Raw genomic sequence first — 24,293 nt, 5'->3', positions numbered from 1 at the left:
AAGTCTCTACCTACTTTTCTTATCATAATGAGAGATTTTCTCTGTTTTTTCGGATGCTTTTTACTCATAAAACGACTGGTCAGTAGAAAACCCTGCCTATATCATACCGCCTCAATCATCTAAGAGAGAATAAGAAAATATGACGAATTCGACAAGGGTGCCAAAACATGCGAATGGATTTCACTATATTGTCCAAGGTTGGCAACTAATAATCCGTCCTGGCATTAAGAGGTTCGTTTTATTACCTTTATTGGCTAATATCTTATTGCTAGGTGGTTCATTTTGGTGGCTATACCATAAACTGGGGAGCTGGATACAATGGACTCTCGATAAAATACCAGATTGGATGCAATGGTTAAGCTATTTAATTTGGCCACTTGCGGTTATCTCTATCTTGCTCGTTTTTACTTATTTTTTCAGCACACTGGCTAATTTTATCGCTTCACCATTCAATGGCCTGCTGGCAGAAAAATTAGAGGCTGACTTAACAGGCATTCCGGCACCCGATACTGGCGTTATCGACTTACTCAAAGATACACCCCGTATTCTGAAACGCGAAGTAGTAAAAATTCTTTACTATATTCCGCGTGCAGTTGTTCTATTGTTACTTTATTTCATTCCAGGAATAGGCCAAACCGTCGCGCCTCTCCTTTGGTTTATTTTCAGTGCCTGGATGCTGACAATCCAATATTGTGATTATCCGTTTGACAACCATAAAGTCAGTTTTACCACGATGCGCAATACATTACGCCAAAATAAAATAGATAACCTGCAATTCGGTGCAGCAGTAAACATTCTGACCCTGATCCCGATTGTGAACCTGTTTATCATGCCCGTTGCGGTTTGTGGCGCGACTGCGATGTGGGTTGATCGCTACCGTGCTCAGCATGCCCTGAATCGCACATCATTAAATTAATTTATACTCCCTCTTGCCTATTACAAGCCTCCTGACAGGTGACAAGCATGTCAGGGGACTTTGTTTAAAAATTCATGCCAATCTTAAATAATCAGAAGAATATAAAATGTCCATCAATTATTCTTTTATATAATAAGAATAGACTGAAACCTTATTTCCATAAATATGATGTTAGCGTATGGTTAATCAGTATTTACGGTATGTTAGGGGCAATCGAACAATGAGCAAAATTTATGAAGATAATTCGTTGACTATTGGTCACACTCCGCTAGTACGTTTGAAAAACTTTGCGAATGGCCGTATCTTGGCGAAAATAGAATCCCGTAACCCTAGCTTCAGTGTAAAATGCCGCATTGGTGCTAATATGATTTGGGATGCTGAAAAACGTGGCATTCTGACCAAAGATAAAGAACTTATTGAGCCAACCAGTGGTAATACAGGGATTGCACTTGCCTATGTTGCCGCTGCCCGTGGTTATAAACTGACATTGACCATGCCTGAAACAATGAGCCTTGAACGGCGTAAGCTGCTGAAAGCACTCGGTGCAAATTTGGTGCTGACCGAAGGTGCAAAAGGCATGAAAGGCGCGATTGAGAAAGCCAACGAAATCCGTGACAGTAATCCTGACCGTTATATACTTCTGCAACAATTCAGCAATCCTGCCAACCCTGAAATTCATGAAAAAACCACTGGTCCTGAAATTTGGGAAGATACTGACGGTAATGTAGATGTTTTTGTTGCTGGAGTAGGTACTGGTGGCACAATTACGGGTGTTGGCCGTTACTTAAAAAATACGCGGGGTAAACAAGTTACCATCGTTGCGGTAGAACCAGAAGATTCACCTGTTATCAGCCAAAAATTAGCGGGTGAAGAACTTAAACCAGGTCCACATAAAATTCAGGGAATTGGCGCTGGTTTCATTCCTGATAACTTAGATTTAACATTAGTTGACCGCGTATTTAAAATCAGCAATGAAGAAGCGATGCAGATTGCACGTGAACTCTCTGAAAAAGAAGGCATTCTTTCTGGTATTTCTTCAGGAGCTGCGGTTGCCGCGGCTATCAAAATAGCGCAAGAAGATGCATACAACGATAAGAATATCGTGGTAATTTTACCTTCGTCGGCGGAACGTTATCTCAGTACAGCGCTGTTTGCTGACTTACTCAGTGAGTAAAAATCACTCGATAGAACGTTTCACTACATGCACAAAAAGGCACCTTCAGGGTGCTTTTTTGTGCATTAGATCAAAGTTTAAAACTTTCCTAGATGATTTATTCAAGTAGCTTTAGTATTTAACCAGTAATTATTTTGATGCACGAAATTAATCGCCAACGAGATGGCAATAAAGGTTATTCAATTAATCCATTCGTCGGATAACGTGTATTAACACCAAATCAACAATTGAGTGCATCAAGTATGTTAATTTTTTGATAATGATTATTATAATTCCACTGAATTTCAAGTTAAAACTAACAGAGCAATAACTTGAAAGATAAAAGGATTACGCTTTACTTCATTATCATTTTAACGGCTGTATAAGTCGCAGGGAATTCAGCTATATTCAATGGAATTCTCTTAGCTTATCAACGAATATTTAAGTTATTAAGGAAATACTATGTTCCAGCAAGAAGTTACTATTACTGCACCAAACGGCCTCCACACTCGCCCTGCGGCACAATTTGTCAAAGAAGCAAAAGGCTTCGCTTCTGACATTACCCTGACTTCTGGAGGCAAGTCTGCCAGCGCAAAAAGCCTGTTCAAATTACAAACGCTGGGATTAACTCAAGGTACAGTCGTAACGATTTCTGCTGAAGGCGAAGATGAACAACAAGCTGTTGAACATTTAGTTAAATTGATGGGTGAATTGGAATAATTATCCGTTCAACCAAGCCAATCTATTTCATTCAGCTTATCCCCAGGCCAATAAAATCTGGGGATAGTTAAGGTTTTCTCCTAAGTCTTAATGAAAGATAATTACCCGCAGTAAGGTCATATAATATGATTTCAGGCATCTTAGTATCACCAGGAATTGCTTTCGGTAAGGCATTATTACTGAAAGAAGATCCCATCATTATCAATCATAAAAAAATTATTCCTGAACAAGTCGAACAAGAAATCTCCCGTTTTAAGCAAGGCCGCGACAAATCTTCCGCACAATTAGAGATAATTAGAGAAACAGCCGAAAAAAATCTGGGTGCAGAAAAAGCCGAAATCTTCGAAGGCCATATTATGTTGCTGGAAGATGAAGAGCTAGAACAGGAAATTATCACTCTTATTAAAAAAAACCAGTTAACAGCAGATGCCGCCGTTCATTCCGTTATTGAAGATCAGGCCAATGCGCTGGAAGAGTTGGATGATGAATATTTGAAAGAGCGAGCCGCCGATGTCCGTGATATTGGTAAGCGCTTACTGAAAAATATTCTGGATATGCCAATTATCGACTTAGGTTCCATTGAAGAAGAAGTTATCCTGGTTGCCAGTGACCTGACCCCATCAGAAACCGCACAACTCAATCTGGACAAGGTATTAGGTTTCATCACCGATCTTGGTGGCCGAACTTCTCACACTTCCATTATGGCCCGTTCACTGGAATTACCAGCGATTGTTGGCACAACCAACGCGACCAGGCAAATCCAAAATGGCAGTTATCTGATTCTAGATGCCGTCAATAATCACATTTATGTGAACCCATCTAATACTGAAATTGAGAAACTGAAAACAGCGAAAAGTGAGTACCTGACAGAAAAAACCGAACTGGCGAAGCTGAAAGACTTACCTGCCATTACATTGGATGGCCACCAAGTTGAGGTTTGCGCTAATATCGGTACAGTACGTGACATCGCTGGCGCTGAACGTAATGGTGCCGAAGGTATTGGTTTATACCGTACTGAATTTCTGTTTATGGATCGTGATTCTCTGCCAACCGAAGATGAACAGTTTGAGGCCTATAAAGCAGTTGCAGAAGCAGTTGGTAATCAGGCCGTCATTATTCGTACAATGGACATTGGTGGCGATAAAGATTTACCTTACATGAACTTGCCAAAAGAAGAGAACCCATTCCTTGGCTGGCGTGCGATCCGAATTTGCCTTGACCGTAAAGAGATCTTACATTCTCAATTACGTGCTATCCTGAGAGCTTCTGCATTTGGTAACCTTCGCATTATGTTCCCAATGATTATTTCAGTTGAAGAAATTCGGGAATTGAAAGCTGAGATTGCGTTACTCAAAGAGCAGTTACGCAATGAAAACAAAGCATTTGATGAATCGATTGAAGTTGGCATCATGGTAGAAACGCCAGCTGCTGCAACCATTGCTCATCATCTTGCAAAAGAAGTTGACTTTTTTAGTATTGGGACAAACGATCTAACTCAGTATACTCTTGCGGTAGACCGTGGTAATGAACTGATTTCTCATCTCTACAACCCAATGTCACCAGCAGTGTTGAGCTTAATCAAGCAGGTTATTGATGCTTCACACGCAGAAGGTAAATGGACTGGTATGTGTGGAGAGCTTGCCGGTGATGAACGTGCCACGTTGTTGCTCCTGGGCATGGGGTTGGATGAGTTCAGCATGAGTGCAATATCAATTCCACGCATTAAAAAGATCATCCGTAATACTAATTATGATGATGCAAAAGCACTGGCAGAGCAGGCCTTGACTCAGCCAACAGCAAAGGAATTGATGGATTTGGTTGACACCTTTACCAGAGAAAAAACACTCTGCTAAAAATTAGCCAGAATACGGTCCCATTAAACAATTAGGAGAAGATTCATGGGTCTGCTTGATAAATTGAAGTCTCTGGTTTCAGACGATAAAAAAAATAGTGGCAGTATTGAAATTATCGCACCATTGTCAGGTGAAATAGTCAACATCGAGGATGTTCCGGATGTTGTTTTTGCCGAAAAAATCGTTGGTGATGGTATCGCGATTAAACCAACCGGTAACAAAATTGTCGCTCCTGTTGATGGCACCATTGGTAAGATCTTTGAAACTAATCATGCTTTTTCTATCGAATCTGATAGTGGCATTGAGCTATTCGTCCATTTTGGTATTGATACCGTTGAATTGAAAGGTGAAGGTTTTAAACGCATTGCCGAAGAAGGTCAGCGGGTACAAAAAGGTGATTTGGTTTTAGAGTTTGATCTGGCATTTTTGGAAGAAAGAGCTAAATCAACCTTAACTCCTGTTGTAATTTCTAACATGGATGAAATTAAAGAGTTAACGAAAGTCAATGGCTCTGTAGTTGTAGGTGAGTCGGTCATCATGCGAATCAAAAAGTAACAGAAAAATCACTAAGGGATATTTCCCTCTTTTTCTGTTAACCGGTTCATTTTCATTGATGACCTGTTCGTGAATCGCCACTGTTTTATCAGGCTAGTCAGTAAAATGCTCGATAAAACAGGGCGATTTTTTTATGGATGATAAAAAGTTAATTAAATACCCCTGTAGACAAGTACCTGTCACCACGATCACAAATAATTGCGACAATGACTGAGCCCGGGTTTTCAGCTGCGATGCGTAACGCGCCAGAAACAGCGCCACCAGAGCTGACGCCACAGAAAATGCCTTCCTTTTTGGCCAACAAACGCATGGTATTTTCCGCTTCTGTTTGGGTGATATCCAGGATCTGATCCACCAGCTCTTCCTGATAGATTCCGGGCATATAAGCCGGAGCCCAACGACGAATACCAGGAATATGGCTATCTTTCGCCGGTTGTAATCCGGTCACCTTCACTCTGTCAGACTGAGATTTCAGATAACGGCTCACTCCCGTAATCGTGCCTGTCGTTCCCATACTGGAAACAAAGTGCGTGATCCGTCCCTGTGTTTGCTGCCAAATTTCAGGACCAGTGGTATTAAAATGTGCCAGTGAATTATCCGTATTATTAAACTGATCCAGGACTTTTCCTTCCCCCCTCTTCTCCATTTCTTGCGCTAAATCTCGCGCACCTTCCATTCCCAATTCTTTATTGACTAAAATTAATTCAGCACCGTAAGCCCGCATTGATGCCTGCCTCTCGAGGCTCATATTTTCAGGCATCAATAATTTTAAGTGATATCCTTTTACCGCCGCGATCATCGCCAGTGCAATACCGGTATTACCACTCGTTGCTTCAATCAAAACATCGCCCGGAGCAATTTCCCCACGCAATTCTGCTTGCAGGATCATCGAAAGTGCAGCTCTGTCTTTGACTGAACCCGCTGGATTATTGCCTTCCAGCTTCACCCAAATTTCAGCATCAACACCTTCTGTAATTCGTTGTAATTTTACTAGTGGTGTATTACCTATAAATTCTTCCAAACTTGCCACAGTGTTACCTAGTTCGTATGAGAATGGATAAACAAATAATCATATTAAGGAAACTGTAGCAAGACATTAAGCAAAAAATCCCTACTCCTCCGCATAGCGGGAAATAGGGATTGAATATAAAGATGCATTAAATTAGGCAGATTCAGCAAATCTCAACACTTTTAATGACAAATCCCCCGCATACAAGCGAGCGCCTGTACCACCAATAAAATAATCACTTCCTCTAACTGGTATAGATGAATCATCCCGCCAAATCACAGTCAGGTATTCATCGCCCCATCCTAGCGGTTGAACAGATAAGAGGAAAAAATGACCGCGTGGACTCACTTCTACAACTTGCACTGGCAAAGGACAAATGGGTGTTTGCCTAGCACTAAGCATCATATCCCAAGGCCGGAAAAATACATCAACATTTCCTTGATGTAACGGTGTGATATTCAATGGAAAAATTTTCCCACCAATCCAAAGTTGGGAACCTTTAATTTCACCGCTCAGTTTGTTTATTTCTCCCATAAATTCAAGAACAAAACGGCTCTCTGGCTCATGCCATACTTGCTGAGGAGTGCCGACCTGTTCAATGCGTCCTTGATTCATAAGTACCACCCTGTCAGCCACCTCCATTGCCTCTTCCTGATCATGGGTGACAAATACGCTGGTAAACTTCAATTCTTCATGCAGCTGACGCAACCAACGACGTAACTCCATGCGAACTTGAGCATCTAATGCACCAAAAGGTTCATCTAATAAGAGGATCTGTGGCTCAACCGCCAATGCTCTCGCTAATGCCACACGCTGTTTTTGTCCACCAGAAAGCTGCGATGGATAACGTTCTGCCAAATGGGCAAGTTGCACCATATCCAGCAATGCCATGACCTTACTACGCAATGCCTCAGTACTGGGACGCTGACGACGAGGAAGAACCGTCAAGCCAAAAGCCACGTTATCAAATACTGTCATATGGCGAAATAAGGCATAGTGCTGGAATACAAACCCAACATGCCGATCTTTTGCATGTAATCGGCTGACATCCTGGCCGTGAAATTTCAATTGGCCGGCACTCTGCTGCTCAAGCCCGGCGATAATCCTCAGTAATGTCGTCTTGCCAGAACCCGATGGACCAAGCAGAGCTACCATCTCACCAGATTCAATATCCAGTGAAATGTCATTCAGTATCTGAGATCGACCAAAAGATTTACTGATTTTACTGATTTCAATACTCATATCCCGCTCCTAACCTAGCCTTGCTGGCGGCTTAAACGCCATTGCAATGCACTTTTGACAATCAGAGTAATAATCGCCATCACCGCCAATAAAGCCGCAGCCGTAAATGCGCCAACCGTATTATAATCTTGATACAACAACTCAACCTGCAAAGGCAGCGTATAGGTTTCACCACGAATTGCCCCCGATACCACAGACACAGCACCAAATTCCCCAATCGCCCGCGCATTGGTCAAAACGACGCCATATAACAATGCCCAACGAATATTTGGCAATGTCACACGCCAGAACATCGTCCAGCCAGAGGCACCCAACAATATGGCCGCTTCATCCTCCTGATTGCCCTGACTCAACATCACCGGCACCAATTCACGGACAACAAACGGACATGTCACAAACACAGTCACCAAGACCATACCAGGCCATGAGAACATCAATTGGATGTCATAACTTCCTAACCAGCCATTTGCACCATAAAACAGCAGATAAAGTAATCCAGCTACAACCGGCGAAATAGCAAACGGAATATCAATTAATGTCAGTAATAATTGTCTGCCTGGGAATTGGAAACGCGTCACTAACCATGCCGTCATCACACCAAAAACCAAATTAAGAGGAACAGTGATAAGCGCAATCATCACTGTTAGCCAGATAGCGTGCAGCATATCGGGATCGAAAAGGTTCTGGACAACCATGTCGATTCCTTTGGAAAAAGCGGTCAAGAAAATCCATGCTACCGGTATAACCAACAGCAAAAGGGAAAAAAGTACACCCGTGCCGATCAGTAACCATTTTCCCCAATTTATAGTGGGACGTTGTGCCACTGTGTGTGCTGAAAATTCAGTCATTACTGTCCCCCTATCCGTTTACCAAAGCGGCTTTGCAATATATTGACGCTAAACAGCAGTAATAACGACGCTGCGAGAATAACTGAAGCAATTGCACTAGCCGCCGGATAATCAAACTCTTGCAGGCGGACAAAGATCATCAGAGAGGCGACTTCGGTTTGCCAGGCAATATTGCCTGCAATGAAAATCACGGCACCAAATTCCCCCAGGCTACGCGTAAAAGAGAGCACAGTTCCGGCAATCAATGCCGGCGAAACTTCTGGTAATATAACCCGCCGAAAAGTTTGCCAACGGCTGGCTCCCAATGTCTGTGCCGCTTCCTCATATTCAGGCCCCAATTCTTCAAGCACAGGCTGAACAGTACGCACAACAAACGGCAAACTTGTGAATGCCATTGCAACCGCAATCCCCAGCCAGGTATTGGCGACTTTGATATCGAAATGACCAAGCCAAGCCCCATACCACCCAGTTGCAGAAAAGAGTGTCGCTAGCGTGAGACCAGCAACTGCCGTCGGTAAAGCAAAGGGCAAATCCATCAAACCATCTAATAAACTACGCCCAGGAAATTGATAGCGCGTTAATATCCAAGCCATCAACATGCCAAAAACCATATTGAACAAACTGGCAATCGCTGCGGCCAATAATGTCACCTTATAAGCGGCAACAACCTGAGGATTAGCGATGACCTGCCAATATTGTTCCCATGTCATACTCGAAAGCTGTACTACCAGAGCACTTAATGGCAATAACAGGATAAGGCAGACATAAAACAGGCTACAGCCTAAACTCAGCCCAAATCCGGGCAAGACACGTTTGCTAAATATCCACATTATTTGCGCCCTTCTTCCAATAACTGATCAAGCATACCGCCAGTATTGAAGTGAATTTTCATCACTTGGGGCCAGCTACCGAATTGTTCTTCGAGGCGAAACAGTTTGGTGACAGGAAAATGGGATTGCTGTGCGTTCATCACATTTTGATCAATCACACGATAATGAAAACTGGCTATGATTTGCTGTGCTGACGGACTATACAAATAATTTAAATATGCTCTGGCAACCGCTTCCGTACCATTTTCCTGAACACGCTTATCCACCCAGGTCACAGGGAATTCAGCCAAAATATTTACCGGAGGTACAATGACTTGGTAATTATCTTCCCCATACTGTTTGCGAATGTTATTGACCTCAGATTCGAAACTAATCAGTACATCCCCTATACCCCGTTCAATAAAGGAAGTTGTTGCGCCACGACCTCCGGTATCAAACACCGCTACATTCTGTAAAAAGTGCTGCATCAGTTGGCGAACCTTAGCAGGCTCATGCGGATTTTTTTGCTGAAAAGCGCCCCATGCAGCCAAATAGGTATAGCGTCCATTACCTGATGTTTTTGGGTTTGGGAAAACTAATTTCACATCATTTCGCGCCAAATCTTCCCAAGATTGGATATTCTTAGGGTTATCTTTGCGTACCAAAAACGCCATAGTGGAATAATATGGAGAACTATTATTCGGCAAACGCTGCTGCCAATTAGCAGGAATGAGATTGCCGCGATCGTGCAAGATCTGAATATCTGTGACTTGGTTATAAGTGACAACATCCGCCCGCAATCCATGCAAAATGGCCAATGCTTGTTTCGATGAACCGGCATGGGACTGCTTGATGGTTAATTTGTCCTGCGGATTCTGTTCATTCCATTGTTTTTCAAATTCCGGGTTCAAGCGCAAGAATAATTCTCGCCCAATATCGTAAGAACTATTCAGCAACTCAACAGCTAAGGCGCTAGAGCTATAAACGTTGAGACAGGCCAAAAACAACAGGCTAGTCACTCCGTTTAATAATTTATTTTTTATTGCCACTATTTTCATCCAACACCTTATTCTTCACACTATAATTGACGACAATTTCTCTACTGTATCCAGAATCTTTATAACAGGGTAGTTTACTACCTGCTGTTTTATATACCGAATTTTTATGAGAAATGATGAAAAACGATAAGATGTAGAAAATATCAGGTTACAGGTGCCAGCCGCTTTTCAAGTAACTGAAATGGGTTGAATTCTGGCACCCTGCCCTTATCATGTAAGTGGATTAAAAAATTTTTGACTTGATATAAAGCGATTTGCAGGCGTTTATCAGGCTTTCCAAATAATGCGCGAAACTTTCCAGCCTTTCAAAACATCATCAGAAGGCATTAATCCTTCAGGGCCTTCCCAAGCTCCGGTGAAAACATAGCTGACATGCTGACTTTGCGGAGAAGTACAAATAACTGTAGGTGATGATACAGTGAGCTCATGGGAGCGCTGACATTTTCCAAATGCCTGATTATAGAGATTGGAGAAAGGTGTCCCTATTTTCGTTCCCCAAACGGTTTTAACCTCATCATCCAACACGTCAATACGATTGACTTTACCATTGACCAGACCGTGAAATTCTAGTTTTACCTGACCTTCTTCCATGCCCTGAATCACACTCACTAACTTGGCCATTTTTTGTTTCCATACCGCTACGTAAGTGGTACTTTCCATCCAATCCCTTCTCTATTGCCTCTTTTATTCATTGCTGTCAGACTATTTATTTCTCCTACACCCTGATCTGAGATTTTTAAGGAACTGCCAAACCAGCTAAAAGGTGATAAAGCAGGCCATGACATTCTTAAAGTCCCGGCGCAAGCCGTCAATAAGAATGAGCATCCACTTATTGTGATAAAACGCATAACCCTCTTCTGTTTAGAACAGACATTAAATGCAAAAAATTTACCCATCACTGTTTTCTTACCGATAGGCACTGAGACATCACATCTGATTGTTAGTTTCAGAGAATTCTTAAAAAAACATTCAATTCGTAAATATACAAACCATTCATCAACAAAAACATCAAAATCATGTTTAAAAGATGTCATTTATCAAGTATTGCACATCTATTTATAAAATAAACTGTATGATTAAACGAGTATTATATATCCTTCATCTGCCGTCAATAGCTCAAACCTCACAGATTCCCTGTTATGGTTCATTGGTTAGATGAGATAACTCAGGAAAGAAATGATGGATACTCCTTATCAATATCATATTAATTTTCAACAGCTTTCTGACTCAACTGCATCAAGGAAAGTCCACATACTCTATACCTGAACATTATTTTCTATCTAAGGATGAGAATGGGAATATTAAAGTGACACTTTATATTGACAATGAAAAGCCAATAATGTCAAAATATTTTCTTGTTATAAAAAACAAATATATGAGAAGTTGGGTACACTCTATTCACACTTCATCAAAAAAGTAATGACCGAAGATAATGGCTAAATAGAAAGGTATATAAATAGCATAATTGATTCAACCATTTTCATGGCTTTGCATATTTGATCAAAGATTCATTTAATCGATGATTAATCGCTTGCTAAACATGACATTTTCTTGGCCCAAATAATCATATTCCATTTTTTCACACATACAAATTGTGGCATCATTCTCTTCTGGAACCATGATTAGAATACTGGGGCAACCTCTAGCCAATAATTTCTTTTCCAAGCGGGAGATCAATGCATTAGCTATTCCCCGGCCCCTGAATTCAGGATGCACCCCCAGATAATAAGCATGACCACGGTGTCCATCATAACCGCCCATAACTGTACCAACCACTTCTCCCGCAACTTCAGCAACCAGAAATAAACCAGCGTCATGAGTGAGTTTACGCTCAATATCTATTTCTGGATCATCACCAGAGTTAATCAAATCACAACGTTCCCAAAGTGTGATAACGGCTTCAAAGTCGTCTTGCCGAAATACCCGAATTTCCATAGTTAGTAGGCCTATTTAATAAGCAGTTGAATCAATGTTAATTATCACTGCTTTTATTTTGAAATCAATCTGAAAATGCGTTTATTGATACTAACAGGTATACTGCATATCATTATAAACTAGCCAAAATGAAAGCAGAAATGAATACACCTAATCTATATCAAGTTAAGAATTTTTTTCTCTCCTTACAAGATCACCTTTGCAAGCAGCTAGAACAACTTGATGGTCAATCAACCTTCATAGAAGATTGCTGGCAACGAGAAGAAGGCGGTGGTGGAAGAAGCCGAGTACTGACGGAAGGTAAAGTTTTTGAAAGAGCCGGTGTGAATTTTTCACATATTTCTGGCGCTTCAATGCCCACTTCTGCTACAGCTCATCGTCCTGAATTAGCAGGTCGCAGTTATCAGGCAATGGGCGTTTCTCTTGTCATCCATCCTCTTAATCCCTATGTCCCAACCAGCCATGCAAATGTGCGTTTCTTTATTGCTGAAAAAGAAGGGGAGTTTCCTGTATGGTGGTTTGGCGGTGGCTTTGATCTCACACCTTATTATGGTTTCGAAGAAGATGCTATTCATTGGCACACCGTTGCCAAAAATTTATGTCAACCGTTTGGCGATGATATTTATCCCAAATATAAAAAATGGTGTGATGATTACTTTTTTATTAAACACCGCAATGAACCACGTGGCATTGGTGGCTTGTTTTATGACGATCTAAATACGCCTGATTTTGATTCCTGCTTTAATTTCACGCAAGCTGTCGGAAATGGATTTTTATCCGCCTATTTACCAATTGTAGAGAGAAGAAAAGATATCACCTGGGGTGAGCGTGAAAGGCAATTCCAATTATATCGTCGTAGCCGCTATGTTGAATTCAATCTTGTTTGGGATAGAGGAACACTGTTTGGCCTGCAAAGCGGTGGAAGAACTGAATCTATATTAATGTCAATGCCCCCATTAGTACGTTGGGAATATAGCTATTCTCCAGAAGCTAACTCTCCTGAATCTGAATTATATACTTCATTTCTGATAAAAAAAGATTGGGTATAACAATTCAAAACAGGAATACAAGACAATTTCTTTATTCCTGTTTTTACTCCTTGTTTATAAAAAATTTAACCTAAAAAAGATGAGTTATTTATCATAATACTGATAAAAATATTTATTATTTTTCATTAGTAATACCCTGCTATAAAAAGTCAATGCTTACACTAATGACTCGACTATTAATTACAGCTAGTATTCAATCAGGGCCAGAAAAAAGAATACAACGTCTAACATAACAAAAAACAGGGTATTATTATGAGCAATAATCAAACCAATATATACAGCTTAATTCCTCCATTTGTTCTGGAATATATCTCTAATGATTGTGATACATATACTAATCAATATGTATTAAAGACATTAGGTCATGTTTATCAATTGATGAATGCGCCTGTTGAAGAAATTATCTCTCAAGAGGATAAGCAGGAAACTAAAAAAGAGGCGAATGATAAACTGCATCGCACTATCTACGATGCTAAAAATAAAGAGGATTTCCCAGGGGAAGAATTATCTCGTAGCGAAGGTATGCCAGAGAGTTCAGATGATTCAGTTAATGAATCTTATGAACATCTTGGTAAGACTCATGAATTCTATAAAAAAGTTTTCGGCCGCAATTCTCTTGATAATAAAGGAATCAAATTAGTTGCTACAGTACATTATGGAAAAAATTATCTGAATGCATTCTGGACCAGAAAACAAATGGTATTTGGTGATGGTGATGGAAAATACTTCAATCGTTTTACCTCTGCCATTGATATTATAGCTCACGAGTTAACCCATGGTGTCATCGAAAGCGAAGCTGGACTAGATTATATCTATCAGTCTGGTGCACTTAATGAATCCATCGCAGACGTATTTGGCATTATGGTAAAACAATATGTTAATAACCAAAAAGTCGATGAGTCCAATTGGCTATTAGGCCAAGGTTTACTAGGGCCAAAATTTAACCCAGAAAATAAATCCGATGTTAGCTTACGCTCCTTTATTAACCCCGGAAGTGCATTTTCTGGAGATAGGCAAGTTGGTCATATGGATTTATATGAAGACCTTCCCTTCATAATTGATAATGGAGGTGTTCACATACACTCAGGCATTCCTAACAGAGCATTTTATTTAGTGGCGATGGAGTTAGGAGGTTATGCCTGGGAAAAAGCAGGAAAGATTTGGTATGAAACGCTACTGGATAAACGTCTATCTTCAGATGCAGATTTCGAGGATTTTGCCAAACTGACGGTTGATAATGCTGAAAAATTATTCAATAAGAAAACGTCAAAGATTGTTAGTCATGGTTGGAAAAAAGTTGGTGTTCTACTTTCTGAAGAATAATGAAATTACTATACTCGATAAACTTCAAGTTGCAACCCGCAAGACGAGGCGAGACCTTATATTTCCCCGCTACGCGAGGAAATATAACACGCATCTTGAAGTTGGATTGGTATATACGCATTAAACTTCAAGTTACAATTTACAACACGATATGAAACCTGATTTTTCCCCGCTTCGCGGGGAGAAATCAAACGCATCTTGAAGTTAGATTGGTATATTAATAAAATACCAATTCATATTTTAATATGTAACATTAAGATAATCATAAAATAAATAATAAAGAGTTAAGGATAACCCTTTATCATATTTATAAATTAACATTTTAGAACCCAACAAAAACACTTTCCATTAGTAGAAAATGCCATCACTTAGATTAATAATTAATTAAAGTCCCTAGAGATAAAAATATGCATAGCACTTAAAAAGCGGGGGTATCATTATGCAAAATCATCAAGATAAATTAAATAAATCCGGTATCATCCCACCATCCTTATTGGAATACGTTGTTAAAATTTGCGGCCAAATCGACAAAGCGCACATATTAAAAACATTAGATCATGTTTACAATCTAATGAATAGCTCTGCTGAAATGGATATGCTAATTCATGGATATCAGCCAGGTTTTGACAATAAATTAAATAGGACCATTTACAATGCCGAATATAATGATCAATACCCGGGGGATAAATTAATTTTATGCGAGGGCATGGCTATGATTGATGATATTGCAGCCACTAAGGCTTATAATTATCTTGGTAAAACATATGAGTTTTATCAGAAAATTTTTAGCCGTAACTCAATTGATAACAAGGGTCTTAAATTAGTTGCTACTGTGCATTACCAAAAAAACTATATGAATGCATTTTGGGATAATAATCAAATGATCTTCGGTGATGGTTATGCCCCTTATTTTAACTGTTTTACTTCCTGCATTGATATTACTGCGCATGAATTAACTCATGGGGTAACTGAAAGTGAAGCAAATCTTGATTATGCCTATCAATCGGGTGCATTAAACGAATCGATCTCAGATGTATTTGGTATTATGGTAAAACAATATGCAAATAACCAAAAGGCTAATGAATCTGATTGGTTGATAGGTCAGGGAATATTTGGCCCTGCACTTAACCCAGACAACGATCCTAATGTTGCCTTGCGCTCATTTAAAAACCCTGGATCAGCAAACCCGAAAGATAATCAAGTTGGTCATATGGACCAATATCAGGATTTATCTGTCAGAGATGATAACGGGGGTGTCCACAAATATTCTGGTATTCCTAATAAAGCATTCTATTTATTGGCAACAGAGTTAGGAGGGTACTCTTGGGAACAAGCTGGAAATATTTTGGTATAATACATTATTGGACAAACGATTATCCCACAAAGCCAGTTTTAATGATTTTGCACAGCTAACCGTTGATAATGCTAACCATTTATTTGGCAAGGAAATTTCAGATATTGTGACTCATTCATGGAAACAAGTCGGAACTTTACTCTAAAAGTTGTAGTATCTCTCTAATTATTCAGGACCAGGGAAGGTCTTGATTACATTTATATATTTATCTTTAATTTAATTAATCATCTTATCCCTTCATGCCATATCATAAAAAGTCATATCATAAAAAATTTACATTTTTAGTAGTGACTAACATGGTTAGTTTAGCTACTATTCAGATTAGACAAAATATACACCACCACCACAACATACATATAAAATAGGGTATTATCATGATTGACAATAGAGCAAGAAAACAAAATATAATCCCTCCTTATTTATTAGAATATATTGCAAAAAACTGTGATGTTAATGATAAAAAGTATGTTTTGAAAACTTTGGAGCATGTTAATAAACTCATGAAGCAATCAACCAAAGAAGGCGCCTTAGACTCTGAAAATAATCTTTTATTATATAAAAATAGTAAAAACCCTAAATCAGAAGATAGTTATTAATTAAAAAAAACAGTCTTACCCTCTGATTTACATAATTTTTAAGATAATATTATAAAAACTAAATTTACAATAAACCCATTAATAAGTTTGACAGATTTTCAAAGCTAATTAATGTGAGCTTCGCTTAAGAAAGGAACTCAATGTCTAAGGCACGATCAAAGTTTTTATCAAAGAAAACACCAGAGTGAAGATGTCATTTTCAAAAAGCGCTTGCACCGACTTGCACCGACTTGCACCGATTAGCAGAGCAGAATCGGGGGGGGGGATTTCATGAAGCATGAAGACTATATTCAGCATGACGGTTTGAGTCTTGGAGAACTTGTACGAAAGGGCAAAATAACCCCGGAAGAACTGTTGGATGCCGCCATTACCCAGATGGAACGGATCCAGCCTACGATCAATGCCGTATGCTGGTCTGAACTCGACTTGGCGCGCGATCAGGCAAAGCAAATGCACCAAACCCTGCAATCGAACAAGGAAACACTCAAAGGTCAGTTCCTTGGCGTTCCAATGCTGCTGAAAGACCTCGGCATAACGGCAAAAGGATTTACCCTCACCAATGGATCACGCCTTTTTAAAGGCGATAAAAGCAGTCAAGATAATGAATTGGCCTTGCGTCTTCGCAAAGCTGGGTTTAATTTTTTCGGGCGATCTAAGACACCTGAATTTGGTGCGAACTGCACGACTGAAGCTCTTTTTTATGGAGAACCAACGCGCAATCCTTGGAATACCGCTCTTTCTTCAGGCGGATCTTCAGGCGGGGCGGCAGCAGCAGTCGCGGCCGGTATCTTGCCAGTCGCCCATGCTTCTGATGATGGCGGTTCCATCCGAATTCCCGCCTCATGCTGTGGTCTCTTCGGTCTTAAACCAACCCGAATGCGCAATCCAACAGGACCGATTGCAGGTGAAGGCTGGGGCAGTCTTGGCGTGGAACACGTCATTTCAAGGTCAGTACGTGACAGTGCAGCTGTTCTGGATGCGACACATGGTAGGGACATCGGGGCTCCCTACTGTGCACCTATTTTTACAGGTCGCTATCAGGATTTAAATAAGACAGAACTTCAGCCATTACGCATAGGTCTGGTGACGAAATCCCCTTCCGGATTACCCGTTCACACCGATTGCCTTGCAGCCGTTGAAGATGCTGCGAAATTGTGTGAAACATTGGGTCATCATATCATGCCGACAGAATTGCCTGATATTAATTATGCGGACTTTGGCCATGCCATGCGCCTGATCGTTGCGGCAAGCATTGCACAAGCCGTGCGGGCAGGTTGCGCCATGCATAATACGGCACCTAATCTTGACCTTCTGGAAATATCCATTTTCACTGCAATTGATTTTGCAAAAAAACATTCAGCTGTAGATTACACCGATGCTGTTGCACTGATACATCAAATTGGCCGCAAACTTGGATTTTTCATGCAAAATTATGATGTACTTCTAACCCCTACACTTACCTCTCCTCCCGTTGAAATCGGTCGCTATGCGGCAAATCGGGACTATGTGACTCATCGTTCCGATACACTGCAATTTACGGCATTCTTGCCATATTTTAACGCTAGCGGGCAACCCGCCATGTCAGTCCCCTTGTACTGGAACAGAGATAACTTACCTATTGGCGTACAATTTGCAGCCGATGCAGGGCGTGAAGATGTGTTATTCCGGCTAGCCTTTCAATTGGAGCAAGCAAAGCCATGGTTTGACAAGTTAAGTCCTTTGGCTTTTTAACAAAAGGACTAGCCGATGCAGACGGGCAAAAACTCGCGATCACAGACAGCACGATACAATGCATGCCTGAGATACTTTAGTTCCCTTTTTAAGCAAAGCTCAGATACCGTCTCAGTCATTAAGCTGCAAGCGGTATTTCTACGTTTAATGTGCCTGATTTCTCCCCGCTCCGCGGGGAGAAATCACACGCATCTTGAAGTTAGGCTGGTATATTCTGTTTTTATGATGGTTAAGCTATTCTTTAAATACAGAAAATAATAAAGGGCTAAGAATAGCCCTTTCATTTATATCAATATTTTTAAACAATTACCGCTTTTTCAGATGTTCCATTAAACGCTTACGTTTACGGAGCTGAGATGCTGTTAATGTATTTTTCTTATCCGCATAAGGGTTAGCCCCTTCTTTAAATTGGATGCGGATAGGTGTTCCCATCACCTTCAAAGAGCGGCGGAAATAATTCATCAAATAACGCTTATAGGAATCAGGTAAATCTGTGACCTGATTACCGTGGATAACCACAATAGGTGGGTTATATCCACCGGCATGGGCATATTTCATTTTCACCCTACGACCACGGATCATTGGCGGCTGGTGATCATCTTCTGCCATACGCATGATACGGGTCAATAAGGACGTGCTAACGCGACGGGTGGCACTTTCATAGGCTTCCAGAATTGATTCAAATAAATTCCCAACACCACTGCCATGCAGCGCAGAAATAAAGTGAATACGGGCAAAATCAACAAACCCCAAACGCAACTCAAGTATATCCTTAACGTGATCTTTATCTTCCTGACTCATGCCATCCCATTTATTGATGGCGATAACCAGGGAACGGCCACTGTTAAGGATAAAACCAAGTAGAGAGAGATCTTGATCAGAAATGCCTTCGCGGGCATCCACTACCAGCAATACAACATTGGCATCTTCAATCGCCTGGAGCGTTTTAATCACAGAGAATTTTTCAACCGTTTCAGTGACTTTTCCACGCTTACGCACACCCGCTGTATCAATCAAAATATATTCACGGCCATCACGCTCCATAGGAATATAAATGCTGTCACGGGTTGTACCTGGCATATCATAAACAACAACACGCTCTTCACCGAGGATACGGTTGGTTAATGTGGATTTACCCACATTGGGGCGGCCAACAATCGCAAGTTTCAAAGGCAATGTTGTAGGATCAAATGCCTCCTCCTCTTTTTCCTGTTCAACAGAAGCATCCAATTCGGCTTGCTCCATTTCGGCCCAATAAGCCGCGTTAGCTTCTTCCTCAGTTAACTCAACTTGTTCCGTTTCTTCTTTATCAGAATATGGCAACAACACACGTTCAATCAGTTGGGTCACCCCACGACCATGGGAAGCCGCGATGGAATAAACATCCCCTAAACCGAGTGAATAAAACTCAGCTATCGAGGTATCAATATCGATACCATCGGTTTTATTCGCCACCAGAAAGGTTGCTTTTTCACGGCTACGCAAATGCTTGGCAATCGCATGGTCAGCAGGCATCAATCCCGATCTGGCGTCAACCATAAACAGAACAATGTCTGCCTCTTCTATGGCCATCAGAGATTGCGTAGCCATATGCGTTTCTACGCCTTCTTCTGTACCATCGATACCACCCGTATCAATGATGATGAATTCCTGCCCTTCAACCTCTGCCCGTCCATACTTACGATCACGGGTTAAGCCAGGGAAATCCGCTACCAGCGCATCTCTGGTTCGGGTTAATCGGTTAAATAAGGTGGATTTTCCAACATTGGGGCGCCCAACCAGCGCAACGACAGGTATCATTTTCTTGATGCCTCATGACTAGATTTAAATCGATATCCTGCAGAAAGCAACTTTCACCACTGCAAGATACAAGATACTAAAAAGACGAAACGGCCCCTGTTTATTGTCCAGGAGCCGTATAATTCCGTGTTATTTAAAACACGTTCAAAGTTAACGGGTATACAGATAAACTGTCCCATCCTTCGCTTGTAACATCAGTTTATCGCTGGCAACTACCGGACGACTCAACAGACCAGAACTATCAACCTTATTCTGCGCTACAAATTTGCCATCAGCCATATTCAACCAATGCAAGTAACCTTCAGCATCACCAACAACCAGATAACCATTGTACATTTCTGGGGCTGTCAGGTTACGGTGCAAGAGATCATTTTGCGACCATAATGTCACACCATCACTCTTGCGCAAGGACAAAATATGATCATCTTGATCAACAATGAAAATGTTGCTGTCAGTGACCACCATATCATGCACTGAGCCAAGATCACGTTTCCAGATGATCTGGCCTGAACGCATATCCATTGCCACCAAATTGCCGTTATAAGCAATCGCGTAAATAACATTGTCAGAAATAACCGGGGTCATATCGACATCATTCAGGCGATCTATTTCGGTAGAACCTGTGACTTGAGAAATACGTTGTTGCCAAATCAGTTGCCCTTCAGACAACAACACCGCACTAATACGGCCATTGTCACCACCGACAATAGCTGCACCATAAGCTACGGCAGGAGCGGATTCACCACGAACGGATAACGAAGGTGTATCCAGGTTAACTGACCAGGCAATATGACCATCCGTTTCGTTTAATGCCTGCAACATACCATTACCGGTATGGATCAAGACAAAACCATCACTCACTACCGGACGGGATAACGCCTCGCCAGCGACCGTTGACTCCCATTCAACCTTACCATTCGTTGTATCCAGTGCGATGACTTTTGCTTTTTCTGTTCCGACATACAGGCGATTACCGGATACAGTCAAACCACCAGAAAGCATCGCTGGCAAACGGGATGACAATAAACCTGCTTTTTCTGACAGATCCGTTGCCCATATCTCTTTGCCGCTGTCTATATCAAATGCTTTAACAACACCATTACGGTCAGCAAAATAAGCTGTTGAACCCTGCCAGGTTGGTGATAAATGAGAGTAATACTCTCCCGTACCACTCCCAACGGACTTATCCCAAACGATGCGAGGTTTGAATTGATTTTCAACCTTCGGTAACGGTGACATTGTTACCGTATCCTGCTCACTTGAACAACCTGCCAGCAGAACAGAAGCAACCAGCCCAACCAAGAGTGTTTTTCGCAGCTGCATTATGAAGTTGGCTCCCTTAGTTGGATAAATTATTAAGTTTGATTTTCATAAAATCCTTAATTACCTGCGGGCCATCAAGTCCAAGCCCTGTGGAATAGGCTGCACGTGCGCCAGCAATATCCCCTTTTTTAGCCAGGATATCCCCACGAATATCCTCAACCATAACTTGCCAGCCTTTGCCTTTGACCAAATCCAGCGTTTTCAATGCAACATCTGTTTTGTCTTCTGCCAATTGAATCCGAGCCAGACGAAGGTTAGACAATGCTTGCATATTCCCATCTTTGGCTTTACCGGATGCCGCTAGCAAATTTTTCTCTGCCTGAGCCAGATCATTCTGAGCAATAGCCTGTTTTGCCAGTTCCAGATCAGCCATAACACCGTAAACATTGTTCGTCTCATCAGCGAACTTTTCTACGGCAACAACATTTTCTTTCGACCCCGACGCCAGTGATTTGTTCAACTCTTCAAATACTACTGCCGTATTATGTAATTGGTTGGTTTGATGAGTCTGCCAGTAACGCCAACCCAACAAAGCACCAATGCCCAGCACCAGACCAATAGCAAGGTATTTACCATTGGTAGAGAAAAAACGCTTCATTGCGTCAACTTGTTCAGTTTCTGTGGAATAGACTTGCATTAGAGTTTATCTCCTTAGCCTAACAGTTCGCTCAGACGCACTGTGATCGCTTGTTGTGACAAGGTTTCTTGTTCGCCGTTGCGTAAATCTTTCACTGTAATATTGCCTGCCTGAATTTCATCTTCTCCCAGAATCAAGGCAACTTTGGCACCATGTTTACTCGCACGTGTCAACTGTTTCTTAAAGTTACCGCCGCCATGATTGGTCATCAGACGTAATTCTGGCAGTTGATCACGAATTTTTTCGGCCAATATCAATGCCGCTTGCTGGCTACCTTCACCAAAGGAAGAAAAATAAACATCAGCAACGGCCAAATCAGCAACAAAGTCAGGATTGACCTCTTGCACCAACAGGACCATACGCTCCATGCCCATGGCAAAACCAACCGCTGGTGTTGCCTTACCCCCCAATTGTTCAACCAAACCATCGTAGCGACCACCAGCACAGACGGTTCCTTGCGCACCCAACGCGGATGTCACCCACTCAAAAACTGTACGGTTATAATAATCAAGGCCGCGAACCAGACGCTGGTTGATGCGGTATTTGATCCCGGCGCTGTCAAGTAGCTGACACAGTCCATCAAAGTGCTGTTTTGATTCGCTATCAAGATAATCAAACAGCGCCGGTGCATCATTCAGAAGTTGCTGAATTTCAGGGTTCTTAGAGTCCAATACACGCAGGGGATTGGTATACATGCGGCGTTGACAATCCTCGTCCAATTTCTCTTTATGTTGTTCAAGGAATGCCACCAGCGCCTCACGATAATTGGCACGGGCTTCTAATGAGCCTATTGAGTTCAATTCAAGTGTAACGTGATCAGCAATGCCAAGCTCGCGCCACCAACGTGCTGTCATTAAAATAAGTTCAGCATCAATATCTGGCCCTTGTAAGCCAAACACTTCAGCGCCTAATTGATGGAATTGACGGTAACGGCCTTTTTGTGGACGTTCATAACGGAACATAGGTCCGATATACCATAAGCGCTGTTCCTGATTGTACAGCAGACCATGCTGAATACCGGCACGAACACATCCTGCGGTATTTTCTGGGCGCAGGGTCAAGCTTTCACCATTGCGATCGTCAAAGGTATACATCTCTTTTTCGACAACATCAGTGACTTCCCCAATTGCACGTTTGAATAACGGGGTCTGCTCTACAATCGGTGTCCGAATTTCGCTAAAACCGTAACCTGACAGCACACGCTTTACCGTAGATTCAACTCGTTGCCAGATGGCTGTTTCAGCAGGAAGGCAGTCGTTCATGCCACGAATAGCTGGGATATTTTTTGCCACGTTTTATCTCTTATTAATATTTATACAATGCCACCGATTATAAAAGCGAATACTTGCAAGGTTCAATCTGCAAGCAAATCTATATGCTTATATCCCCAATAACTTACTCATCAAGCTGATTGATGCTGATTCGGTTTTTAGCATCAAGAATAGCTGCCTTCGCCCGAATTTTCGCCTCAAGTTGATCAATCAAATTGTTATTGTCAAAACGCTCTTTTTGACGAATACCATCTTCATAAAAGCCGCTTTTTGTTTTAGCACCCGTTACGCCAAGCGTTGAAACCTCTGCTTCCCCAGGACCATTCACGACACACCCAATGATGGAAACATCCATCGGGGTGATTAAGTCTTCAAGACGCTGCTCAAGCGCGTTAACCGTACCGATAACGTCAAATTCCTGGCGCGAACAAGTTGGACAGGCAATGAAATTAATGCCCCGTGAACGGATCCGCAATGCTTTCAGAATATCAAAACCGACTTTAACTTCTTCCACTGGATCTGCGGCCAACGAAATACGTAACGTATCGCCAATTCCTTCTGACAACAAAATGCCAAGGCCAATCGAAGATTTCACCGCACCAGCACGGGCTCCGCCTGCTTCCGTAATTCCCAAATGCAGCGGTTGATCAATTTGTTGCGCCAGTAAACGGTATGCACCAACCGCCAGAAAAACGTCAGAGGCCTTGACGCTGACCTTAAATTGGTCGAAGTTTAGGCGATCAAGAATATCCACATGACGCATTGCTGATTCAACTAACGCTTCTGGTGTGGGTTCACCATATTTTTCCTGTAGATCTTTTTCCAGTGATCCACCATTAACCCCAATGCGAATCGGAATGTTGTTGTGGCGGGCACAATCCACAACTTGACGAATACGCTCTTCGTTACCAATATTGCCAGGATTGATGCGCAGACAGTCAACACCATATTCTGCAACTTTCAATGCAATGCGGTAATCGAAATGAATATCGGCAACAAGAGGGACATTGACTTGTTGTTTGATGGACTTGAATGCTTCGGCTGCATCCATTGTTGGAACAGACACCCGAACGATATCAACACCCACACGCTCTAACGCTTTAATTTGGTT

The 24,293-nt window shown here is 41.6% G+C and carries 25 protein-coding genes; 11 read left to right on the top strand and 14 right to left on the bottom strand.

Translation table 11 applies throughout. From position 1 onward, the window contains the following. Positions 1–139: 139 nt before the first annotated feature. The 5 genes from cysZ to crr all read left to right on the top strand — a co-directional run bounded on the left by cysZ (position 140) and on the right by crr (position 5,197). Positions 140–916: a sulfate transporter CysZ gene (gene cysZ / locus AAC853_RS07880; RefSeq protein WP_338884976.1), complete on the top strand. Its 777-nt coding sequence runs from the start codon at positions 140–142 to the stop codon at positions 914–916. A gap of 220 nt (positions 917–1,136) precedes the next feature. Further along, positions 1,137–2,090: a cysteine synthase A gene (gene cysK, locus AAC853_RS07875; RefSeq protein WP_340614197.1), complete on the top strand. Its 954-nt coding sequence runs from the start codon at positions 1,137–1,139 to the stop codon at positions 2,088–2,090. A gap of 441 nt (positions 2,091–2,531) precedes the next feature. Next, positions 2,532–2,789 carry a phosphocarrier protein Hpr gene (ptsH, locus tag AAC853_RS07870; RefSeq protein ID WP_047767271.1) on the top strand — a complete coding sequence of 86 codons (258 nt, stop codon included), beginning with the start codon at positions 2,532–2,534 and terminating at the stop codon, positions 2,787–2,789. Positions 2,790–2,914: 125 nt separating this feature from the next. Continuing rightward, positions 2,915–4,642 (top strand): phosphoenolpyruvate-protein phosphotransferase PtsI, encoded by a 1,728-nt coding sequence (ptsI, locus tag AAC853_RS07865; RefSeq protein WP_340614196.1) that lies wholly within the window; start codon positions 2,915–2,917, stop codon positions 4,640–4,642. Positions 4,643–4,687: 45 nt separating this feature from the next. After that, a complete protein-coding gene (gene crr, locus AAC853_RS07860) occupies positions 4,688–5,197 on the top strand; it encodes a PTS glucose transporter subunit IIA (RefSeq protein WP_047767273.1) in 510 nt (169 codons plus the stop codon). Between the two features lie 148 nt (positions 5,198–5,345). On the opposite strand, the gene cysM is transcribed toward crr, so the two are convergent. From cysM to AAC853_RS07815, 9 genes are all read right to left on the bottom strand, one after another. Further along, positions 5,346–6,227, bottom strand: a complete 882-nt coding sequence (gene cysM, locus AAC853_RS07855) for a cysteine synthase CysM (RefSeq protein ID WP_340614195.1) — start codon at positions 6,225–6,227, stop codon at positions 5,346–5,348. A 132-nt stretch (positions 6,228–6,359) separates the two neighbouring features. Then, positions 6,360–7,448, bottom strand: coding sequence for a sulfate/thiosulfate ABC transporter ATP-binding protein CysA (gene cysA, locus AAC853_RS07850; RefSeq protein ID WP_340614194.1), 1,089 nt, complete (start codon positions 7,446–7,448; stop codon positions 6,360–6,362). A 14-nt stretch (positions 7,449–7,462) separates the two neighbouring features. Then, complete coding sequence (gene cysW / locus AAC853_RS07845) at positions 7,463–8,296, bottom strand: sulfate/thiosulfate ABC transporter permease CysW (RefSeq protein ID WP_338804790.1); 834 nt, start codon at positions 8,294–8,296, stop codon at positions 7,463–7,465. After that, positions 8,296–9,126, bottom strand: a complete 831-nt coding sequence (cysT, locus tag AAC853_RS07840; protein WP_422824196.1) for a sulfate/thiosulfate ABC transporter permease CysT — start codon at positions 9,124–9,126, stop codon at positions 8,296–8,298. The genes cysW and cysT overlap by 1 nt, the downstream gene beginning before the upstream one ends. Continuing rightward, entirely contained in the window at positions 9,126–10,163 is a 1,038-nt protein-coding gene (locus AAC853_RS07835) for a sulfate ABC transporter substrate-binding protein (protein WP_340614193.1), read from the bottom strand. The genes cysT and AAC853_RS07835 overlap by 1 nt, the downstream gene beginning before the upstream one ends. 267 nt (positions 10,164–10,430) lie before the next feature. Then, positions 10,431–10,754: a DUF1131 family protein gene (locus AAC853_RS07830; RefSeq protein ID WP_340614260.1), complete on the bottom strand. Its 324-nt coding sequence runs from the start codon at positions 10,752–10,754 to the stop codon at positions 10,431–10,433. Next, positions 10,705–10,827: a DUF1131 family protein gene (locus tag AAC853_RS07825; protein WP_340614192.1), complete on the bottom strand. Its 123-nt coding sequence runs from the start codon at positions 10,825–10,827 to the stop codon at positions 10,705–10,707. Before AAC853_RS07825 ends, AAC853_RS07830 begins: the two co-directional genes overlap by 50 nt. Continuing rightward, positions 10,802–11,197 carry a DUF1131 family protein gene (locus AAC853_RS07820; protein ID WP_340614191.1) on the bottom strand — a complete coding sequence of 132 codons (396 nt, stop codon included), beginning with the start codon at positions 11,195–11,197 and terminating at the stop codon, positions 10,802–10,804. Before AAC853_RS07820 ends, AAC853_RS07825 begins: the two co-directional genes overlap by 26 nt. 478 nt (positions 11,198–11,675) lie before the next feature. After that, complete coding sequence (locus AAC853_RS07815) at positions 11,676–12,098, bottom strand: GNAT family acetyltransferase (RefSeq protein ID WP_340614190.1); 423 nt, start codon at positions 12,096–12,098, stop codon at positions 11,676–11,678. A gap of 140 nt (positions 12,099–12,238) precedes the next feature. Here AAC853_RS07815 and hemF point away from each other — a divergent pair, with 140 nt between their 5' ends. From hemF to AAC853_RS07785, 6 genes are all read left to right on the top strand, one after another. Next, positions 12,239–13,147 carry an oxygen-dependent coproporphyrinogen oxidase gene (hemF, locus tag AAC853_RS07810; protein ID WP_340614259.1) on the top strand — a complete coding sequence of 303 codons (909 nt, stop codon included), beginning with the start codon at positions 12,239–12,241 and terminating at the stop codon, positions 13,145–13,147. A gap of 252 nt (positions 13,148–13,399) precedes the next feature. Continuing rightward, positions 13,400–14,470, top strand: coding sequence for a M4 family metallopeptidase (locus AAC853_RS07805; RefSeq protein ID WP_340614189.1), 1,071 nt, complete (start codon positions 13,400–13,402; stop codon positions 14,468–14,470). A 439-nt stretch (positions 14,471–14,909) separates the two neighbouring features. Further along, positions 14,910–15,824: a M4 family metallopeptidase gene (locus AAC853_RS07800; protein ID WP_340614188.1), complete on the top strand. Its 915-nt coding sequence runs from the start codon at positions 14,910–14,912 to the stop codon at positions 15,822–15,824. A gap of 7 nt (positions 15,825–15,831) precedes the next feature. Next, positions 15,832–15,969 (top strand): hypothetical protein, encoded by a 138-nt coding sequence (locus AAC853_RS07795; protein ID WP_340614187.1) that lies wholly within the window; start codon positions 15,832–15,834, stop codon positions 15,967–15,969. A gap of 229 nt (positions 15,970–16,198) precedes the next feature. Next, complete coding sequence (locus AAC853_RS07790) at positions 16,199–16,420, top strand: protealysin propeptide domain-containing protein (protein WP_340614186.1); 222 nt, start codon at positions 16,199–16,201, stop codon at positions 16,418–16,420. 270 nt (positions 16,421–16,690) lie between these two features. Next, positions 16,691–18,151 carry an amidase gene (locus AAC853_RS07785; RefSeq protein WP_340614185.1) on the top strand — a complete coding sequence of 487 codons (1,461 nt, stop codon included), beginning with the start codon at positions 16,691–16,693 and terminating at the stop codon, positions 18,149–18,151. A 306-nt stretch (positions 18,152–18,457) separates the two neighbouring features. On the opposite strand, the gene der is transcribed toward AAC853_RS07785, so the two are convergent. From der to ispG, 5 genes are all read right to left on the bottom strand, one after another. Continuing rightward, complete coding sequence (gene der / locus AAC853_RS07780; protein ID WP_338884955.1) at positions 18,458–19,951, bottom strand: ribosome biogenesis GTPase Der; 1,494 nt, start codon at positions 19,949–19,951, stop codon at positions 18,458–18,460. Positions 19,952–20,101: 150 nt separating this feature from the next. Next, positions 20,102–21,274: an outer membrane protein assembly factor BamB gene (bamB, locus tag AAC853_RS07775; protein ID WP_338884954.1), complete on the bottom strand. Its 1,173-nt coding sequence runs from the start codon at positions 21,272–21,274 to the stop codon at positions 20,102–20,104. Between the two features lie 16 nt (positions 21,275–21,290). Then, positions 21,291–21,911: a YfgM family protein gene (locus AAC853_RS07770; RefSeq protein ID WP_338884952.1), complete on the bottom strand. Its 621-nt coding sequence runs from the start codon at positions 21,909–21,911 to the stop codon at positions 21,291–21,293. A 14-nt stretch (positions 21,912–21,925) separates the two neighbouring features. Further along, the gene (gene hisS / locus AAC853_RS07765; RefSeq protein WP_340614184.1) at positions 21,926–23,203 is read right to left on the bottom strand and encodes a histidine--tRNA ligase; all 1,278 of its coding nucleotides are present in this window, start codon (positions 23,201–23,203) and stop codon (positions 21,926–21,928) included. Between the two features lie 103 nt (positions 23,204–23,306). Further along, the coding region (gene ispG / locus AAC853_RS07760) for a flavodoxin-dependent (E)-4-hydroxy-3-methylbut-2-enyl-diphosphate synthase (RefSeq protein ID WP_340614183.1) at positions 23,307–24,293 on the bottom strand (987 nt) is incomplete at its 5' end.

Source organism: Xenorhabdus thailandensis (assembly GCF_037996785.1).
GTDB lineage: Bacteria > Pseudomonadota > Gammaproteobacteria > Enterobacterales > Enterobacteriaceae > Xenorhabdus > Xenorhabdus griffiniae.
Note: the sequence above shows the minus strand (reverse complement) of the source record. Positions and strands in the feature narration are given on the sequence as shown.

What these genes read in the sequence shown, in the direction of transcription:
- cysZ (WP_338884976.1), top strand. Translation starts at nt 140, where the DNA reads ATGACGAATTCGACAAGGGTGCCAAAACATGCGAATGGATTTCACTAT.
- cysK (WP_340614197.1), top strand. Translation starts at nt 1,137, where the DNA reads ATGAGCAAAATTTATGAAGATAATTCGTTGACTATTGGTCACACTCCG.
- ptsH (WP_047767271.1), top strand. Translation starts at nt 2,532, where the DNA reads ATGTTCCAGCAAGAAGTTACTATTACTGCACCAAACGGCCTCCACACT.
- ptsI (WP_340614196.1), top strand. Translation starts at nt 2,915, where the DNA reads ATGATTTCAGGCATCTTAGTATCACCAGGAATTGCTTTCGGTAAGGCA.
- crr (WP_047767273.1), top strand. Translation starts at nt 4,688, where the DNA reads ATGGGTCTGCTTGATAAATTGAAGTCTCTGGTTTCAGACGATAAAAAA.
- cysA (WP_340614194.1), bottom strand. Translation starts at nt 7,448, where the DNA reads ATGAGTATTGAAATCAGTAAAATCAGTAAATCTTTTGGTCGATCTCAG.
- cysW (WP_338804790.1), bottom strand. Translation starts at nt 8,296, where the DNA reads ATGACTGAATTTTCAGCACACACAGTGGCACAACGTCCCACTATAAAT.
- cysT (WP_422824196.1), bottom strand. Translation starts at nt 9,126, where the DNA reads ATGTGGATATTTAGCAAACGTGTCTTGCCCGGATTTGGGCTGAGTTTA.
- AAC853_RS07835 (WP_340614193.1), bottom strand. Translation starts at nt 10,163, where the DNA reads ATGAAAATAGTGGCAATAAAAAATAAATTATTAAACGGAGTGACTAGC.
- AAC853_RS07830 (WP_340614260.1), bottom strand. Translation starts at nt 10,754, where the DNA reads ATGGAAGAAGGTCAGGTAAAACTAGAATTTCACGGTCTGGTCAATGGT.
- AAC853_RS07820 (WP_340614191.1), bottom strand. Translation starts at nt 11,197, where the DNA reads ATGACATCTTTTAAACATGATTTTGATGTTTTTGTTGATGAATGGTTT.
- AAC853_RS07815 (WP_340614190.1), bottom strand. Translation starts at nt 12,098, where the DNA reads ATGGAAATTCGGGTATTTCGGCAAGACGACTTTGAAGCCGTTATCACA.
- hemF (WP_340614259.1), top strand. Translation starts at nt 12,239, where the DNA reads ATGAATACACCTAATCTATATCAAGTTAAGAATTTTTTTCTCTCCTTA.
- AAC853_RS07805 (WP_340614189.1), top strand. Translation starts at nt 13,400, where the DNA reads ATGAGCAATAATCAAACCAATATATACAGCTTAATTCCTCCATTTGTT.
- AAC853_RS07800 (WP_340614188.1), top strand. Translation starts at nt 14,910, where the DNA reads ATGCAAAATCATCAAGATAAATTAAATAAATCCGGTATCATCCCACCA.
- AAC853_RS07790 (WP_340614186.1), top strand. Translation starts at nt 16,199, where the DNA reads ATGATTGACAATAGAGCAAGAAAACAAAATATAATCCCTCCTTATTTA.
- AAC853_RS07785 (WP_340614185.1), top strand. Translation starts at nt 16,691, where the DNA reads ATGAAGCATGAAGACTATATTCAGCATGACGGTTTGAGTCTTGGAGAA.
- der (WP_338884955.1), bottom strand. Translation starts at nt 19,951, where the DNA reads ATGATACCTGTCGTTGCGCTGGTTGGGCGCCCCAATGTTGGAAAATCC.
- bamB (WP_338884954.1), bottom strand. Translation starts at nt 21,274, where the DNA reads ATGCAGCTGCGAAAAACACTCTTGGTTGGGCTGGTTGCTTCTGTTCTG.
- AAC853_RS07770 (WP_338884952.1), bottom strand. Translation starts at nt 21,911, where the DNA reads ATGCAAGTCTATTCCACAGAAACTGAACAAGTTGACGCAATGAAGCGT.